The sequence below is a fragment of the Pseudomonas sihuiensis genome, assembly GCF_900106015.1.
Lineage (GTDB): Bacteria > Pseudomonadota > Gammaproteobacteria > Pseudomonadales > Pseudomonadaceae > Aquipseudomonas > Aquipseudomonas sihuiensis.
Window position 1 is genome coordinate 1,806,464 of the sequence record NZ_LT629797.1, and the last position, 16,931, is coordinate 1,823,394.

The window sequence follows — 16,931 nt, forward strand, 5'->3', positions numbered from 1 at the left end:
ATCAAGCAACTTTCCGGCTTCCTTCGCTCTGTTTCTAGCATTGCGCTGGAAGTGGCGCGCATTCTATGGAGCCTTTCGAGGGTCGTCAACCTCTCTCTAAAAAATTTTTAAAATCAAAGACTTCAGCCCATAAATCGATATGCCACTAGGAGCCATGCAGCCAAGCCACTACACTCGGTCGAAAAGTCGATTCTCGAGAGGTCCCAAGCAGTGTCCGCACTCGTGATAACCATGCTGATCGTCGGCGGCATCGCCCTGCTGATGGTGATTGCCTACATCAACCACGCCGTCGAGAACAGCAAGCTGGAAAAAGCGCGCCAGCGCGCTGATCTGCTCGACCGCATTCGTCGCTGCCAGGATATCTCCGAACGCATGCCTGGGCAGCTGATGACACCGCAGTTGAAGCTGCTGCTGAGCCAGTTGCAGCTGCAAGTCAGCGAACGCCTGCTGCCGCTAGACAAGCAGAACGCCAGACTGAAGACCGATATCGACACCCTCAAGGCTCAGGTCGCTCAGGGCGAATCCATCCCGGTAAAGAACCCACCACAGCCCATCGCCAACGAAGCCAAGGCCAAGGACGTACGTTTCCTTCTGGAAAACCTGCACGCCCTGATCACCAGTTCGGTACAGGGCGGCCTGCTGCCCGCCAACGATGGCAAGCACTGGCTCAAGCAGATTCGTCAGATGCTGGTACTGGTGCATATCGAGTTCTTCAGCACCCTGGGCCAGACGGCCATGCAGCAGAATCAACCCGGCCAGGCCCGCCTGGCCTTCGAACGCGGCGTGCAATACCTGCGCAAGCAACCTGACCCAACCCCTTACCAGACGCAACTCAAGCGTTTCGAAGAGCAATTGGCGCGCGCCAATGCCATGGTGCTCAACAACAGCGTACCCAACGCGGATGAACCCAGCCAGTTGACAGAAGGTCTGAAGGACCTGGAAGACGACTGGAAGAAGAAGAACATCTACGACTGAGCAGACGACCGCCTTCACTCAGTCAACCACGTTGACCGCCGATAGGAGTTGTAATGAGCCTGACCGTTTACGGAGCACCCCTGTCTCCCTTCGTCCGCAAACTCTGCCTGTGCCTGATCGAAAAGGGCCTGGATTACGAGCTCGAGGTGGTCATGCCCTTCGGCCAGCCGGACTGGTTTCGCGAGCTCAATCCGCTAGGCCGGATTCCCGCCTTTCGCGATGGTGACCTGAAGCTGGCGGACTCCAGCGTCATCTGCCAGTACCTGGAAGAGCGCTACCCTGAGCACATGCCGTTATATGGCGACGGTGCGGAGCAACGCGCCAAGGTACGCTGGCTGGAAAAATACGCGGACTACGAGCTGGCGCCGCTGTGTACCTTCACCGTGTTTCGCAACCGCGTGCTGAAAGCCACCATGGGTCAGCCATGCGATGAGGAAAAGGTGCAGCAGACGCTCAAGGACAAGCTGCCCAATCACTTCGACTATTTCGAGGCCACGTTGGGTGACGCGCCCTACTTCCTTGGCGAACAACTGTCCATGGCCGACCTGGCGCTGGCCAGCCAACTGATCAACATGGAGCACGGCGGGGAAACCCTGGATGCCGGCCGCTGGCCGAACCTGCTGGCGCACTACGAGCGCATCAAGGCCCGCGCATCCACACAGCAACTGCTGCCGCGCGAACTGCGCACACTGGAGAAGATCGGCGCCAAGCGCTGACCACGCCCGCTTCGTAGGGTGCGCCGTGCGCACCGATTGCGAAATCAGCTTCGGCAACGTCTCAAACCAGCGGTGCGCGCAGCGCACCTAGCGGATCAAGTCTCCCCGCATCGCCAAAGGCGTATTCAGCAGTCGCTGGCGGCCAGGAATATCGCTGCCAGCGCTTCGATACCGGCCTGATCCACCTCGGTGAAACGCCCCACCGACGGGCTGTCCAGATCCAGCACGCCGATCAGCCGCCCTTCCTTGACCAGAGGCACCACCAGCTCACTGTTCGATGCACTGTCGCAGGCAATGTGCCCTGGGAAGGCATGCACATCCTCGACTCGCTGCGTTTGCAGGCTAGCCGCCGCGGCACCGCAGACACCACGACCGAAGGCGATGCGCACGCAGGCCACCTTGCCCTGGAACGGGCCGAGCACCAACTCGCCATCCTTCACCAGATAGAAGCCAGCCCAGTTCAGATCGGCCAGCTCGTGAAACAGGAAGGCGGAAAACTGCGCAGCATTGGCGATGAAGTCGCGCTCGCCGCTAAGCAATGCCTGCAATTGTGCACTCAGCAGCGGGTAACCGTTGAGATCACCACCAGTCTGAGAAAGATCGATCATGCCTGTTGCTCCAGCAGTTGCAGCCCGACCCAGTGGCGGGCGAATTGATAGGCGCAGCGGCCATTGCGGTTACCGCGACCCAGCGCCCAGCGAATGGCGGCTTTCTCCAGCGCCTCGTCCCAGCTCCAGTCGAGCCCTACCTGACGCGCCTGCACCTCTACCCAGTGACGCACGACGAGCAGGAAGTGATCCTGGCTGAAGGGATAGAACGACAGCCACAGGCCAAAGCGGTCGGACAACGCGATCTTGTCCTCCACCGCCTCGTTAGGGTGCAACTCGCCGTCGACCCGCTTCCAGTTCTCATTATCGCTCTGATGCTCGGGCACCAGATGGCGACGGTTGGAGGTGGCGTACAGCAGCACGTTGTCCGGCGCCTGCTCCAACGAGCCGTCGAGCACGCTCTTGAGTACCCGGTAGTCGCCCTCGCCCGCTTCGAACGACAGGTCGTCGCAGAACAGCACGAAGCGTTGCGGCAAGCCGGCCAGCAGCTCGACCACGCGCGGCAGGTCGGCCAGATGATCGCGCTCGATCTCGATCAGGCGCAGGCCGGCCTTGGCGTGCTCGGCGAGCAGGGCACGCACCAGCGACGACTTGCCAGTGCCACGCGCGCCCCAGAGCAAGGCATGGTTGGCCGGCATGCCGCTGACGAACTGACGGGTGTTACGTGCCAGTTGCTCGCGCTGGGCGTCCACACCCAGCAGGTCGCTCAGCGACAGGTCGAGGCTGACATCCAGTGGCAGCAGGTAGCCACTGCGACCATCACGCACCCAGCGCGCCGCCACGCACTTGCTCCAGTCCACCTCCGGACGCAGTGCAGGCAGCAGGGGTTCGATGCGCTCCAGCACCTGCTCGGCGCGGGCAAGAAAATCCAGTAACCGGGAATCCACGATCTACTACTCCTTTTGCGCAGAGCCGCACGTTGCAGGCTCTGCCGGTACAGGGTCGCTATCAGCTATGCTTGGCAGGCGCCCAAGGATCAGAGACCACGCACGCCTTTATGGACATTTCGCTCACCAATCGCCTGTCGTTCAAACAGGCCGGCCTGACCGTCCTGGTGGCGTTTATCCTTGGTACGCTGCTGAGCGTCACCCAGGTGGCGGTCGATTATGCCAGCGAAGAGGCCTCCATCAACCGCGAGATTCGCGCGCTGCTGGAAATCAGCCACAACCCCGCCGCCCGTATCGCCTACAACATCGACGCGGAACTGGCGCAGGAGCTGGTCCTCGGCCTGCTGCGCTCGCCCGCGGTGACCCGCGCCGAACTGATCGACAACAACGGCCTGGTGCTGGCCAGCGTCAGCCGCCCACGCCGGGAAAGCCGCTACCGGGTCTTCAGCGACAGCCTGTTCGGGGCCCAGCGGCAGTTCCAGGACCCGCTCCACGTCAGCCATGCACCCAACGAAGCCCTGGGCTTTCTACGCCTGGAAGTCGACACCTACGCCTTCGGCAGTCACTTTCTCAGACGTTCGCTGCTGACTCTGCTCACCGGCTTCGCGCGCAGCCTGCTGCTGTCACTGATCCTGCTGGTGCTGTTCTATTTCATGCTGACCAAGCCCCTGACCGGGGTGATTCGTGCACTCAGCGAACGCAACCCGCAAGACCCGCAGCACCGCCCCGTGCCCTGCCCCAAGGGCCACGAGCGCGACGAGATCGGTACCCTGGTGGAGGTCACCAACCGCCAATTGTCGAGCATCGCCCAGGAGATCGAGCAAAGACGCAACGCCGAAGACCGCCTGACCCAGTACCTGAACGAACTGGAAAATATCGTCTCGGCGCGCACCGCCGAGCTCAAGGCCACCAACGCCCGCCTCAGCCAGTCCAACCGCGAACTGGAGGTAGCGCGTACCACCGCCCTGAACATGGCGCAGGCGCGCTCGGCCTTTCTGGCCAACATGAGCCACGAGATCCGTACGCCGCTCAACGGCCTGCTGGGCATGCTCGCGCTGGCTCTGGACGGCCCACTCAGCGCCGAGCAGCGCCAGCAGCTGGGCATTGCCCATGACTCCGGCAAGGTGCTGGTGGAACTACTCAACGACATTCTCGACCTGTCCAAATTCGAAGCAGGCCAGCTCGAACTGGAGGAAATTCCCTTCGACCTCGGCGCCTTGGCCGAGGAAACCGCCAGCCTGCTGTCACAGAACGCCGCCAGCGCAGTCGAGCTGACTTGCCTGATCGACCCGGCACTGCCGACCCAGGTGCTGGGCGACCCGACACGGGTGCGCCAGATCGTCAGCAACCTGCTGTCCAACGCGCTCAAATTCACCCGCTTCGGCCGCGTCGACCTGATCGTCGCCTGCAGTAAGGACGGCATCAGCATCCGCGTGCGCGATACTGGCATCGGCATCGCCGAAGATGCTCAGGCGCGCATCTTCCAGCCCTTCGCCCAGGCCGAAGTCGGCATCACCCGTGAGTACGGCGGCACCGGGCTAGGCCTGGCGCTGACGCGGCGCCTGTGCGAAGCAATGCATGGCAAGCTGACGCTGCAGTCGAAAGAGGGCTTCGGCAGCGAGTTCTGCGCGCAACTGCCGCTGCCCGCCCATGCGCAAGCCGGTTCCCAACCTGTGCTGGACGGCCGCATCGTCGCGCTGACGCCGGCCAGCAGCGGCCTGCAGCAGATGCTCAGCCAGTGGCTGCCAGCCTGGGGCCTGGGTTATCAGCGCCTGGATACCGATACCAGCCTGCACGGCGTGGATGCCGACCTGCTGATCAGCGATTGCCCGGAATGCCTGCTGGGTATTCGCCCGGCGATCAGCACGCCGATACTGCTGGTCACCGCCTATGGCAACTTCCTGCCGCACGAGCAGGCGCAGCGTCTCATGCCGCTGCTGCAGATCGCCCGCCCGCTGGCGCGCAATGGCCTGCTACAGGTGCTGCGGCACATCCTCCACAGCGACGACGGCAACCTGCACAGCAGCGCCCAGACGCAAGCTGCGCGAGAAAGTACAGCGCGCGTGCTGCTGGTCGAAGACAACCCGGTCAACCAGATGGTCGCCAAAGGCATGCTGGCCAAGCTCGGCTACCAGGTGTTGGTCGCCGCACACGGCGCTGAAGCATTGGAGGTGCTGGAGCAGGAGCCCATCGACCTGATCCTGATGGACTGCAACATGCCGGTGATGGATGGCTACGAAGCCAGCCGACGCATCCGCAGCAATGGCCGCTGGCCGGAGTTGCCCATCGTCGCCCTGACCGCCAATGCGCTGTCCGACGAGCGCGAGCGCTGCCGCGCTGCTGGCATGAACGATTACCTGGCCAAACCCTTCCGCCGTGAAGAACTGGCAGTCATGCTCGACACCTGGCTGCCCGATGAGGTCAATCGCTGAGCCGAGCCAGTAGCCGATCCAGGCTGCGCCGCAGCCCTTCCATCTCCAGCAGATCCTGATCGCCGAACTGGCAGAGCAACTGCGCCTTGAGCGGCAGGACCTGCGCCTGCAGCGCCCTGCCAGCCTCGCTCAGGGCCAGATGCACCTCACGTTCATCCGTCTGCGCGCGACGACGCTGCACCAGGTCCATCTGCTCCAGACGCTTGAGCAGCGGCGTCAGGGTGCCGGAATCCAGCTGCAGGCGTTGCCCGAGCGCCTTGAGCGTCGGCTGCTCGGGCGCCCGCTCCTGCCATTCCCACAGCACCAGCATCGCCAGATACTGCGGGTAGGTCAGGCCGAGGGCGTCGAGCATCGGCTTGTAGGCGCGGATCACCGCGCGCGAGGCGGCGTAAAGCTTGAAGCACAGCTGATTGTCCAGCTGCAGCCCGGCGGTGTCGAAAGCACTCATTTCAGCAGGGCTTCGATCTCGCTGCTCAGTTCTTCGGGCTTGGTGGTCGGGGCGAAGCGCTTGACCACCTTGCCGTCCTCGCCAATCAGAAACTTGGTGAAGTTCCACTTGATGCCCTGGCTGCCCAGCAGGCCCGGCGCGCGCTTCTTCAACTGCACGAACAGCGGGTGAGCATCGCTGCCATTGACGTCGACCTTCTTGAACAGTGGGAAGCTGACGCCGAAGTTCAGCTCGCAGAACTCGGAGATCGCGCCCTCGTCACCCGGCTCCTGCTTGCCGAACTGATTGCAGGGGAAACCGAGCACTACCAGTCCTTTGTCCTTGTATTGCTGCCAGACGTTTTCCAAGCCTTTGTACTGCGGGGTGAAGCCACATTTGCTGGCGGTATTGACCACCAGCACAGCCTTGCCGCCAAAGTCGGCCAAGGTCTTCTGCTCGCCCTTGATGGTGGTGACCGGAATATCGAAAAGTGCGTTGCTCATGGGGGAATCGTCCTGAATGGGCTTGAAGTGACGAACAAAGTAGCGAGCAATTAAATTGCATGCAATTTAATTAATGCAAAATAAGGCATGCGAATACACGCTATCTCGTAAGGTGGGTTAGCGGCGCCGAATGCAGGGCGTCCAAACGCAGATGAACCCAGCGCGCTCGGATGGCCGCCCCACGTAACCCACCAGGCGGTGTGTCGCGTTGCACCGATGGTGGGTTACGCCGCACCGGGCTTAGCAAACTGTTCTGCAAGCGTGACAGGCGGCCAACCTACCCTACGAAACGGTGGCGCCCAGGGCTCGTACCAGAGCAGCCAGCGGCGCTGAATCCCCCTGAATACGCACGCGCAAGCCATCGATCTCGCGGCGCATGGGGTAATGCTTGCGCAGGCGGTCGAAGCCGGCGCGACGGGTATCGGCATCGCCAACCAGGCTGCGGCGAAAGTCGGCATCGTCGCGGCGCGGGTCATAGACCGCGCGGCAAATGCTGGCCAGCGCCCAGGCAGGATCGGCGCTGCCGTCGATGCTCAGCTCACTCAACCAGGGCGCCGGCAACAGATCGGCCAGGCTCACCTGCTCGGCTACGCCCAGCGCCCGGCAGCAGGCCTGGTAGATCTGCGCCGTGCCGCGCAGCTTGCCGTCCAGGCTGTAGCCAGCAATGTGCGGCGTGGCCAGTTGGCACAGCGCGGCCAGCTCGACATCGGCCTGCGGTTCGCCTTCCCAGACGTCCAGCACGGCCTTCAGATCAGGCCGCTGTGGCAGCAGGCTGCGCAGCGCGGCGTTGTCCACCACGGCACCGCGACTGGCATTGATCAGCCAGGTGCCAGGCCTGAGCGCAGCCAGACGCGCCGCATCGAGCAGGTGACGGGTCGAAGCGTCCAGCGGCGTGTGCAGGCTGATCACATCGCATTCGCCGATGATCTGCTCCAGGCTGACGAAGTCGCCGCCCTCGGCGGCCTGGCGCGGCGGGTCGCACACCCGTACCTGCCAGCCGAGACCATGCAGCAGATTGACCAGACGCCCACCGACCTGCCCCGCCCCGACCACGCCATAGACACGCGCAGCCGGGTCAACGCCCTCACGCTCGGCAAGGGTCAGCACGCTGCCCAGCACGTAATCCACCACGCCACGGGCGTTGCAGCCCGGTGCGCTGCTCCAGGCGATGCCGGCTGCGGCGAAGTATTCGAGATCCAGATGGTCGGTGCCGATGGTGCAGGTGCCGACAAAACGCACCCGGCTGCCTTCGAGCAAGGCGCGGTTCACCTGGGTCACCGAGCGCACCAGCAAGAGGTCGGCATCACGCACATCGGCCGCCGTGATGGCGCGCCCTGGCAAGCGGCGGATGCTGCCGAACGCAGCGAAGAACTCATCGAGCAGGGGAATGTTTTCGTCGGCGACTATGTGCATGACAGGCTCCATCGGGCAGGTCGCCATTCTAAGTCAGCCGGCACCTCAGCGTCGCCCCACAGGCCGCCAGACAGAGGGGCACATCGTCCTTTCCTGACCGACACGTCAAGGCGTAGACTAAGCGGTTTCCTGCTATCCCGAAGAATCGAAATGTCCACCGACACCCGCCTTGGCCGCGTGCGCACGGAACTGCGCAGCCTGCTCATTCTGGCCACGCCGATCATCATCGCCCAGTTGGCGCACACCGCCATGGGCTTCGTCGATACGCTGATGGCCGGGCGCGTCAGCCCGCAGGACCTGGCAGCCGTGGCGCTGGGCAACTCGATCTGGGTGCCGGTTTTCCTGCTGATGACCGGCATCCTGCTGGCCACCACGCCCAAGGTGGCGCAGCGCTTCGGCGCTGGCGAAGAGGCCGATATCGGCCCACTGGTGCGTCAGGCACTCTGGCTGGCGCTGGCCGTCGGCGGTAGTGCTGCGGCGCTGCTGTGGAACGCCGAGTTCATCCTGCGCACCATGAACGTCGACCCGGCGCTGATCACTCCGGCCATGGGCTACCTGCGCGCCGTGGCCTGCGGCTTCCCGGCGGTGGCGCTGTATCACGTGCTGCGCTGCTTCAGCGATGGCCTCGGCCACACCCGCCCGGCCATGGTGCTGGGCATCATCGGCCTGCTGCTGAACATTCCTGCCAACTACATCTTCATCTACGGCAAGTTCGGCCTGCCGGCCATGGGCGGTGTCGGCTGCGGCTGGGCGACCGCGCTGGTGATGGGCTTCATGCTGATCGGCATGCTGCTCTGGGTGAAGTGGGCGCCCTACTACCGTGCCAGCGCGCTGTTCACCCGCTTCGAATGGCCGCAGTGGACGGTGATCAAACGCCTGCTGAGCATCGGTGTGCCAATCGGTATCGCGGTATTTGCCGAATCGAGCATCTTCGCGGTGATCGCCCTGCTGATCGGCGGTCTCGGCGCCACGGTGGTTGCCGGGCACCAGATCGCGCTCAACTTCAGCTCCATGGTGTTCATGATCCCTTACTCATTGGCCATGGCCGCCACCGTGCGCGTCGGCCAGGCACTGGGCCGTGGTCAGCCGCGCGAGGCGCGCTTCGCTGCCGGGGTAAGCATGGCGGCGGCGCTGGGCTACGCCTGCGTATCGGCCAGCCTGATGTTCCTGCTGCGCGAACAGATCGCGCAGATCTACACCCCGGACAAGACGGTGATCGCCGTGGCGGCAACGCTGATCGTCTATTCGGCGCTGTTCCAATTCTCCGATGCCATCCAGGTGACAGCCGCCGGCGCGCTGCGCGGCTACCAGGACACGCGCATCACCATGCTGCTGACGCTGTTCGCCTATTGGGGCATTGGCCTGCCGGTGGGTTATGCGCTGGGGCTGTCCGACCTGTTCGGCGAACCCAGCGGCCCCAGTGGCCTGTGGCAGGGGCTGGTGGTGGGGCTGACCTGCGCCGCCGCGATGCTCACCGTGCGCCTGGCGCGCAGCGCGCGCAAGCGCATCCGCCGGGCCGTCTGAGTCATTGGATAGGCAGGAAATCAGCTCTAGACTGAGCGCATGATTCGACCTGCCCTGCTCCTCTGCTTCCTTCTGCTCGCCGGCTGCGGTCCGGCCAACGATGGCCTGGCCCTGCAGAGCGATTACCTCGAACGCCTGCAGCGCTCGCTCGATGCACCGAACGTCAGCTCGCTCGATAAGCGCAGCATCAGTCAGTACCGCCTGCCAGCCCGGCGCGAGCGGCTTTCGGATATCCCCGAACTGCGCATCGGCCTGCTCGATCTGGTGATCGACGCGCGGCGCTGTCCGCATCTGCAGCAGTTGATCAGCCGACGCAACAGCAGCCTGGGCAAACAGTTGATGCCCAGCCAGCGTCTGGGCTACGAAGGCGATCTGCTACGCGCCATCGACGACTGCCTGCCGCATCTGCAGGACGACTCCAGCCTGAAGGCCACCCTGCAACGCCTGGCCGACGACAAGCGCCAGCAACTGCCTGCAGTATTCTGGAATGCGCTCAATGGCAGTCCGGAGTTCGAGAACTACCTGCGTTTCGCTGATAAAGCCTTGCCGGTGGACATGCTGGAAGACAGCGCCGCGCTGGACGCATTGCAGCGGCTGGCGAGCATCGGCGCCGCCCTGCCTGCGCAACTGCCGCCGAGCGCCAGTGAGCTGGAACCGCAGTTCTTCGCCCTCTACGCCAGCGAGCAAGGCGGCCAGTTGATTACCAGCCTGGCCAGCCTGCGCCACAGCCTCGACGCAGGCAGCGAACTGCTGGAGCAACGCCAGCGCAATCGCCCACTCTGCCCGCTGGGTCAGGCGACGCCACGCGGGCGCATCCTGCAGAACATCTTCATCAAGTTCTACGCTGGCGGCCTGCAACCCTACCTGGCACAGGTCGACCAACGCGGCCAGCAGTGGCAGGCAGCGCTGCTGCAATTGCAGCGCATCGACGGTATTCCCACCGCCACCCGCGAGCACCTGCAGCGTTTGGCAGGCGAACAGGATTCGTTATGGCAGGATTTCCGCGCCGCCACGGCGCGTCACGTCAAGGCCTGGCAGGCTTTGCTAAACAGCTGCGGCCTGGCGCCGGGACAGGCGGGATGGCACAGCGAAAGCTAGCAAACCGTAGGGCGGGTGTAACCCGCCATCGCGACCAACAACATCCGCTATTTGGCGGGTTGCACCCGCCCTACGAGATAACTGTCTAGTCGGCCTTCTTGCGAATCCAGTACAGGTAGGTGCCGTCTTCCTCGGCCTGGCCGAGCAGTTCGTGACCGAGGAACACGCAAAACTTGGGAATATCACGACGGGTCGACGGATCGGTAGCGATCACCTTGAGCAGGCCGCCCGGCGACAGGTCGCGCACCTTGTTGTGCAGCATCATCACCGGTTCCGGGCAATTCAGGCCGCTGGCGTCGAGCAGGTCATCGTGATTGAGGGTCAGGGCTTCGGACATAAGGGGCTCCACAAACAGGCGCGCATTGTCGCGCAAAGCTGACCTTCAGGTCACCTGCGCGCACAATCCTGAGACCTGCGCGCAGATCATCACTTGCCATGCCGACGCAGATGGCAGGTCACTTCCTCACGGTCGTGATACAGCTGCTTGCAGCCGATGCTGACCTTCAGGCCGCGCTCGGCCAGCCCCGATTCGATGCGATCGAGCAGGCGCCGCACTTCGGCGTAACGCTGCTTCATCGGCAGCTTGAGATTGACCACCGCCTCGCGACAAAGCCCTTCGCCCAGCCAGGTTTCGATCATCGCCGCCGTGCGTGCCGGCTTCTCGACGATGTCGCAGACCATCCAGTGCACCGGATGCCGTGGACGGAAGGTGAAGCCATCGGCGCGCTGATGCACGACGAAGCCGGAGTACATCAGGCTTTCGGCCATCGGCCCGTTGTCCACGGCGGTGACGCGGATTTCCCGATTGACCAGTTGCCAGGTCCAGCCGCCAGGTGCTGCCCCCAGGTCAACTGCGGTCATCCCCGGCGCCAGGCGCTGATCCCACTGCTCGCGCGGGATGAAATGGTGCCAGGCCTCCTCCAGCTTGAGCGTCGAGCGGCTCGGCGCCTCGCGCGGGAACTTCAAGCGCGGAATGCCCATCGGCCACATCGCCTGGTTGTCCGCCTCGGCGATACCGGCGAATACCTCACGGCCGCTCTTGAAGGTCAGCAGCAGGCGCGGCTTCTTCGCGTCGTCCACCAACTTGCCGGCCTTGAGCAGCGCCTTGCGCAGCGGCACCTCGAACTTCTTGCAGAAGGTCGAGAGCTCCTTGCCGTCGTTGGTATCCACCACTTCCAGCCACAGGCTGCCGCACACCGGATAGTCCGCCAGGGCGTCGAGCAGCACACTGATGCGATCGCTCTCCGGCAACATGACGAAACCACCGCGTGCCCATTGCCTGGGGAAAATCAGGCTGTTGAAGCGCACACTACGCATCATGCGCTCGCCATCGGCCGCCTCGCTGCAGACGAACTCGGCGCAAGCACTACCGGGCTTGGTCTTGGAATAGCCCGGTACATCCAGGCGTGCGGCGAGGTCGCTGATCTCGGCGCAAACCTCCCCTTCGAAACCGGGGCGGCAATGCAGAAACAGGGTATTCATCAAAGGGTCTCCTCAAGGCGCGCATGATACCCGAGACCGGAACCCAGAGCCGCTAAACCTGTCCAGCTACATATGCGCTGCCCCAGACTAGGGAGCCGCCAGCCATCGCGTTTCGATGAGGCCCGGCCACCCAGAACAGGCAGCGCATAGCAACCGATAAAGGATATGCGCTAGCCAGACTGCCCAAGCCGAACTAGCTTGAAGGTCTGCCGCCATCAGACACAGCCCGAACCGTGCGGGCCCAAGGAGATGTGCAATGCCCTCCCTCGATAGCCTGAACTGCCGCCGCGAACTGAAAGTCGGCGACGCCACTTACCACTACTTCAGCCTGCCCGAGGCTGCCCAGCGCCTCGGCAACATCGACCGCCTGCCCAAATCGCTCAAGGTCCTGCTGGAGAACCTGCTGCGTAACGAAGACGGCCAAACCGTGCAGCCGCAGGATCTGCAAGCCATGGTCGACTGGCTCGACCAGCGCGCCTCCGACCGCGAGATCCAGTACCGCCCGGCGCGCGTGCTGATGCAGGACTTCACCGGCGTTCCGGCGGTGGTCGACCTGGCCGCCATGCGCGATGCCATGGCCAAGGCCGGTGGCGACCCGCAGCGGATCAACCCACTGTCGCCGGTGGACCTGGTCATCGACCACTCGGTGATGGTCGATCGCTACGCCTCGTCCAGCGCCTTCCACGACAACGTCGAGCTGGAAATGCAGCGCAACGGCGAGCGCTACGCCTTTCTGCGCTGGGGCCAGCACGCTTTCGACAATTTCAGCGTGGTGCCGCCAGGCACCGGCATCTGTCACCAGGTCAACCTGGAGTACCTGGCGCGCACCGTGTGGACCAAGGAGGAAGACGGCGTCACCCTCGCCTACCCCGACACCCTGGTCGGTACCGACTCGCACACCACCATGATCAACGGCCTCGGCGTGCTCGGCTGGGGCGTCGGCGGCATCGAGGCGGAAGCGGCCATGCTCGGCCAGCCGGTGTCGATGCTGATTCCCGAAGTGATCGGTTTCAAGCTCAGCGGCAAGCTGAAAGAAGGCATCACCGCCACCGACCTGGTGCTCACCGTCACCCAGATGCTGCGCAAGAAGGGCGTGGTGGGCAAATTCGTCGAGTTCTACGGCGACGGCCTGGCCGATCTGCCGCTGGCCGACCGCGCCACCATCGCCAACATGGCCCCCGAGTACGGCGCCACCTGCGGCTTCTTCCCGGTGGACGAGATAACCCTCGGCTACTTGCGTCTGTCCGGCCGCCCGGACGCCACCGTGCAACTGGTCGAGGCCTACAGCAAGGCCCAGGGGCTATGGCGCGAGCCAGGCGCCGAGCCGCTGTTCACCGACAGCCTGAGCCTGGATCTGGGCAGCGTCGAAGCCAGCCTGGCCGGGCCCAAGCGCCCGCAGGACCGCGTCTCCCTGGGCAAGGTCAGCCAGGCCTTCGACGACTTCGTCGGCCTGCAGCTCAAGCCCACCGCCAAGGAAGAGGGCCGCCTGCTCAGCGAAGGCGGCGGCGGTACCGCCGTGGGCGGCGACAAGCAGAGCGGCGAAGTCGACTATGAAGACGACGGCCATACCCATCGCCTGAAAGACGGCGCCGTGGTGATCGCCGCCATCACCTCCTGCACCAACACCTCCAACCCCAGCGTGATGATGGCCGCCGGTCTGCTGGCCAAGAAAGCCGTGGAAAAAGGCCTGCAGCGCCAGCCCTGGGTGAAGAGTTCGCTGGCCCCCGGCTCCAAGGTGGTCACCGAATACTTCAATGCCGCAGGCCTGACGCCCTATCTGGAGAAGCTCGGCTTCGACCTGGTGGGCTACGGCTGCACCACCTGCATCGGCAACTCCGGCCCGCTGCGTGAGCCCATCGAGAAAGCCATCACCCAGGCCGACCTCACCGTCGCCTCGGTGCTCTCTGGCAACCGCAACTTCGAGGGCCGTGTGCACCCGCTGGTGAAAACCAACTGGCTGGCCTCACCGCCCCTGGTGGTGGCCTACGCCCTGGCCGGCAGCGTGCGCCTCGACTTGACCCGCGACGCCCTCGGCACCGGCAAGGATGGTCAACCGGTATATCTGAAGGACATCTGGCCGACTCAGGCCGAGATCACCCAGGCCATCGCCCAGGTCGACACCGCCATGTTCCGCAAGGAATACGCCGAAGTCTTCGCCGGCGACGAGAAATGGCAGGCGATCGACATGCCCAAGGCCGACACCTACGCCTGGCAGGGCGACTCCACCTACATCCAGCATCCGCCGTTCTTCGAGGACATCGCCGGAGATCCGCCACGTATCACCGATATCCGCCAGGCGCGCATCCTTGCCCTGCTCGGCGACTCGGTGACCACCGACCACATCTCCCCGGCCGGCAACATCAAGGCCGACAGCCCGGCCGGGCGCTATCTGCGCGATAACGGCGTAGCCCAGGCCGACTTCAACTCCTACGGCTCACGCCGCGGTAACCACGAAGTGATGATGCGCGGCACCTTCGCCAATATCCGTATCCGCAACGAAATGCTCGGCGGCGAGGAAGGCGGCAACACCCTGCACGTGCCCAGCGGCGAAAAGCTGGCGATCTATGACGCGGCCATGCGCTATCAGGCCGAAGGCACGCCGCTGCTGATCATCGCCGGCAAGGAATACGGCACCGGCTCCAGCCGCGACTGGGCGGCCAAGGGCACCAACCTGCTGGGGGTCAAGGCGGTGATCGCCGAAAGCTTCGAGCGCATCCACCGCTCCAACCTGGTGGGCATGGGCGTACTGCCGCTGCAGTTCAAACCCGGTACCGACCGCACCAGCCTGAAACTGACCGGCAAGGAAGTGCTGGCCATCGAAGGTCTGGAAGGCGTGGAACTGCGCCCACAGATGCCACTGACGCTGATCATCACCCGTGAAGACGGCACCCATGAGGAAGTCGAAGTGCTGTGCCGCATCGACACCCTCAACGAGGTCGAGTACTTCAAGGTCGGCGGCATCCTGCACTACGTGCTGCGCCAGATGATCGCCAGCTGATGCACCTGCCCTGCCGTACCATGCGGCAGGGCCTCACCGTCGGGCCAGGGACGGCTCATGCCGTGACAAAAATGTGACGTCATTCAAAAAGCGATTAAACTCGCCAAAACGGATTCAGCCCTCAACTTCGCCGCTCGCCGGCCGATGACAGGGCATTACAACGACGGATACCTGCCATGCGTAACAACCAGCCGGTCACTCAGCGTGAGCGCACCTTTCCTGCACAACAACGCCTGATATCCACCACCGATCTCAAAGGGCAAATCACCTACTGCAACGACGCCTTCGTCGACATCAGCGGCTTCAGTCGTGAAGAACTGCTGCGCGCGCCACACAACATCGTGCGCCACCCGGACGTTCCCTCGGCCGTGTTCGAGCATATGTGGACGACCCTGAAGAAGGGCCGGCCGTGGATGGGCATCGTCAAGAACCGCAGCAAGAACGGCGACCACTACTGGGTCAACGCCTACGTCACGCCCGTGACCGAAAACAACCAGGTCGTCGGCTACGAATCCGTCCGCGTCAAACCGACCGCCGAGCAAGTGCGCCGCGCCGAAACGCTGTACGCCCGCATCAACGCCGGCAAGTCGGCCGTTCCGGCCAGCAATCAATGGCTGCCCATCGTCCAGGCGTGGATGCCCTTCATCCTGGTCAGCCAGATCGGCTTCATGATCGGCCACTGGATGGGCAGCAACTGGGGCTTCATCCTCGCTGCCGTGCTCTCCGTGCCGCTGGGTCTGGCTGGCATCGCCTGGCAGACGCGCGGCGTCAAACGCCTGCTGCGCCTTGCCGAGCAAACCACCTCCGACCCGCTGATCGCGCAGATGTACACCGACAGCCGTGGCGCCGAAGCACGCCTGGAAATGGCCATGCTCAGCCAGGAAGCGCGCCTGAAAACCTGCCTCACCCGCCTGCAGGACACCGCCGAACAACTGACCCTGCAAGCGCGTGAAGCTGACAAGCTGGCGCACAACAGCTCGGCCGGCCTCGAGCGCCAGCGCAGCGAGACCGAGCAGGTCGCCACCGCCGTCAACGAAATGGCCGCCACCACTCTGGAAGTGGCCAGCAACGTCGCCCGCACCGCCATCGCCACCCAGGAAGCCAACCGCCTGACCAGCGAAGGCCGCACCATCGCCGCTGAAACCCGCGAAGCCATCCAGCGCCTGTCGCAATCGGTGGGCGATACCGGCGAGACGGTTACCCGCCTGGCCCAGGACAGCAGCGAGATTGGCGGCGTGGTCGACGTGATCAAAGGCATCGCCGACCAGACCAACCTGCTCGCCCTCAACGCCGCCATCGAAGCCGCCCGCGCCGGCGAAATGGGCCGTGGCTTCGCCGTGGTTGCCGACGAGGTGCGCTCGCTGGCGCAACGCACCGCCGAGTCCACCGAACAGATCCACGCCCTGATCGCCAAACTGCAGCGCACCGCCGAAGAGGCCGTGCTAACCATGGAAATCGGCCGCAAGCAGGCCGATGAAGGCGTCGAGCGAGTACTCAAGGCCGATCAGGCCCTGGCCGGCATCAGCGACTCGGTGGCCAATATCGCCGATATGGCCAACCAGATCGCCGCAGCGGCGGAAGAACAAAGCGCCGTCGCCGACGAGATCAACCAGAACATCACCACCATCGCCCAACTGGCAGACCAGACCGCCGGCGAAGCCAACGATACCGCCAAACTCAGCGAAGCCCTGACCAACACCGCACAGGGCCAATACGCCCTAGTCGAACGCTTCAACCGCTGAAACGAAAGGCGCAGCGGCTCACCGCTGCGCCTTTCCCTCCCCGCCCTGCTTTTTGTAGGAGCGAGCTTGCTCGCGATCTCCTTACGCCCTTCCCAACCATCCCCGCTTTCGCGTAATTGCCACTTG

Annotated in this window: 14 protein-coding genes; 7 read left to right on the plus strand and 7 right to left on the minus strand. The window is 64.0% G+C overall.

Translation table 11 applies throughout. The features are described from left to right. Positions 1-231 precede the first annotated feature (231 nt). The gene (locus tag BLT86_RS08515; protein ID WP_021490587.1) at positions 232-975 is read left to right on the plus strand and encodes a hypothetical protein; all 744 of its coding nucleotides are present in this window, start codon (positions 232-234) and stop codon (positions 973-975) included. A gap of 53 nt (positions 976-1,028) precedes the next feature. After that, positions 1,029-1,691 (plus strand): glutathione S-transferase family protein, encoded by a 663-nt coding sequence (locus tag BLT86_RS08520; protein WP_059391515.1) that lies wholly within the window; start codon positions 1,029-1,031, stop codon positions 1,689-1,691. Between the two features lie 125 nt (positions 1,692-1,816). On the opposite strand, the gene BLT86_RS08525 is transcribed toward BLT86_RS08520, so the two are convergent. Continuing rightward, positions 1,817-2,299, minus strand: a complete 483-nt coding sequence (locus BLT86_RS08525) for a GAF domain-containing protein (RefSeq protein ID WP_092376039.1) — start codon at positions 2,297-2,299, stop codon at positions 1,817-1,819. Further along, entirely contained in the window at positions 2,296-3,186 is an 891-nt protein-coding gene (locus BLT86_RS08530) for an ATP-binding protein (protein WP_021490590.1), read from the minus strand. Before BLT86_RS08530 ends, BLT86_RS08525 begins: the two co-directional genes overlap by 4 nt. Before the next feature lie 110 nt (positions 3,187-3,296). Between BLT86_RS08530 and BLT86_RS08535 the strand changes: the two genes are divergently transcribed. Next, positions 3,297-5,618: a response regulator gene (locus tag BLT86_RS08535; protein WP_092376042.1), complete on the plus strand. Its 2,322-nt coding sequence runs from the start codon at positions 3,297-3,299 to the stop codon at positions 5,616-5,618. Here BLT86_RS08535 and BLT86_RS08540 read toward each other — a convergent pair. The 3 genes from BLT86_RS08540 to pdxB all read right to left on the minus strand — a co-directional run bounded on the left by BLT86_RS08540 (position 5,608) and on the right by pdxB (position 7,961). Continuing rightward, positions 5,608-6,066, minus strand: a complete 459-nt coding sequence (locus tag BLT86_RS08540) for a MarR family winged helix-turn-helix transcriptional regulator (protein WP_074915982.1) — start codon at positions 6,064-6,066, stop codon at positions 5,608-5,610. The two genes, BLT86_RS08535 and BLT86_RS08540, sit on opposite strands and share 11 nt — an antisense overlap. After that, the gene (locus tag BLT86_RS08545) at positions 6,063-6,548 is read right to left on the minus strand and encodes a glutathione peroxidase (protein ID WP_021490593.1); all 486 of its coding nucleotides are present in this window, start codon (positions 6,546-6,548) and stop codon (positions 6,063-6,065) included. Before BLT86_RS08545 ends, BLT86_RS08540 begins: the two co-directional genes overlap by 4 nt. Before the next feature lie 282 nt (positions 6,549-6,830). Beyond that, entirely contained in the window at positions 6,831-7,961 is a 1,131-nt protein-coding gene (gene pdxB / locus BLT86_RS08550) for a 4-phosphoerythronate dehydrogenase PdxB (RefSeq protein WP_092376045.1), read from the minus strand. A 150-nt stretch (positions 7,962-8,111) separates the two neighbouring features. Here pdxB and BLT86_RS08555 point away from each other — a divergent pair, with 150 nt between their 5' ends. Continuing rightward, positions 8,112-9,485: an MATE family efflux transporter gene (locus BLT86_RS08555; RefSeq protein WP_092376048.1), complete on the plus strand. Its 1,374-nt coding sequence runs from the start codon at positions 8,112-8,114 to the stop codon at positions 9,483-9,485. Positions 9,486-9,524: 39 nt separating this feature from the next. Beyond that, positions 9,525-10,583: a DUF3080 domain-containing protein gene (locus BLT86_RS08560; protein ID WP_092376052.1), complete on the plus strand. Its 1,059-nt coding sequence runs from the start codon at positions 9,525-9,527 to the stop codon at positions 10,581-10,583. Positions 10,584-10,668: 85 nt separating this feature from the next. Here the strand turns inward: BLT86_RS08560 and tusA are convergent, their stop codons facing one another. Together tusA and rlmM are read right to left on the minus strand one after the other, a co-directional pair. Beyond that, positions 10,669-10,920: a sulfurtransferase TusA gene (gene tusA, locus BLT86_RS08565; protein ID WP_003460892.1), complete on the minus strand. Its 252-nt coding sequence runs from the start codon at positions 10,918-10,920 to the stop codon at positions 10,669-10,671. A gap of 89 nt (positions 10,921-11,009) precedes the next feature. After that, positions 11,010-12,065, minus strand: coding sequence for a 23S rRNA (cytidine(2498)-2'-O)-methyltransferase RlmM (gene rlmM / locus BLT86_RS08570; RefSeq protein WP_092376055.1), 1,056 nt, complete (start codon positions 12,063-12,065; stop codon positions 11,010-11,012). Between the two features lie 256 nt (positions 12,066-12,321). Between rlmM and acnA the strand changes: the two genes are divergently transcribed. Together acnA and BLT86_RS08580 are read left to right on the plus strand one after the other, a co-directional pair. Further along, positions 12,322-15,063 carry an aconitate hydratase AcnA gene (gene acnA / locus BLT86_RS08575; protein ID WP_092376058.1) on the plus strand — a complete coding sequence of 914 codons (2,742 nt, stop codon included), beginning with the start codon at positions 12,322-12,324 and terminating at the stop codon, positions 15,061-15,063. Between the two features lie 176 nt (positions 15,064-15,239). Beyond that, on the plus strand, positions 15,240-16,805 hold the full coding sequence (locus BLT86_RS08580; RefSeq protein ID WP_092376061.1) for a methyl-accepting chemotaxis protein: 1,566 nt from the start codon (positions 15,240-15,242) through the stop codon (positions 16,803-16,805). Positions 16,806-16,931: the final 126 nt, after the last annotated feature.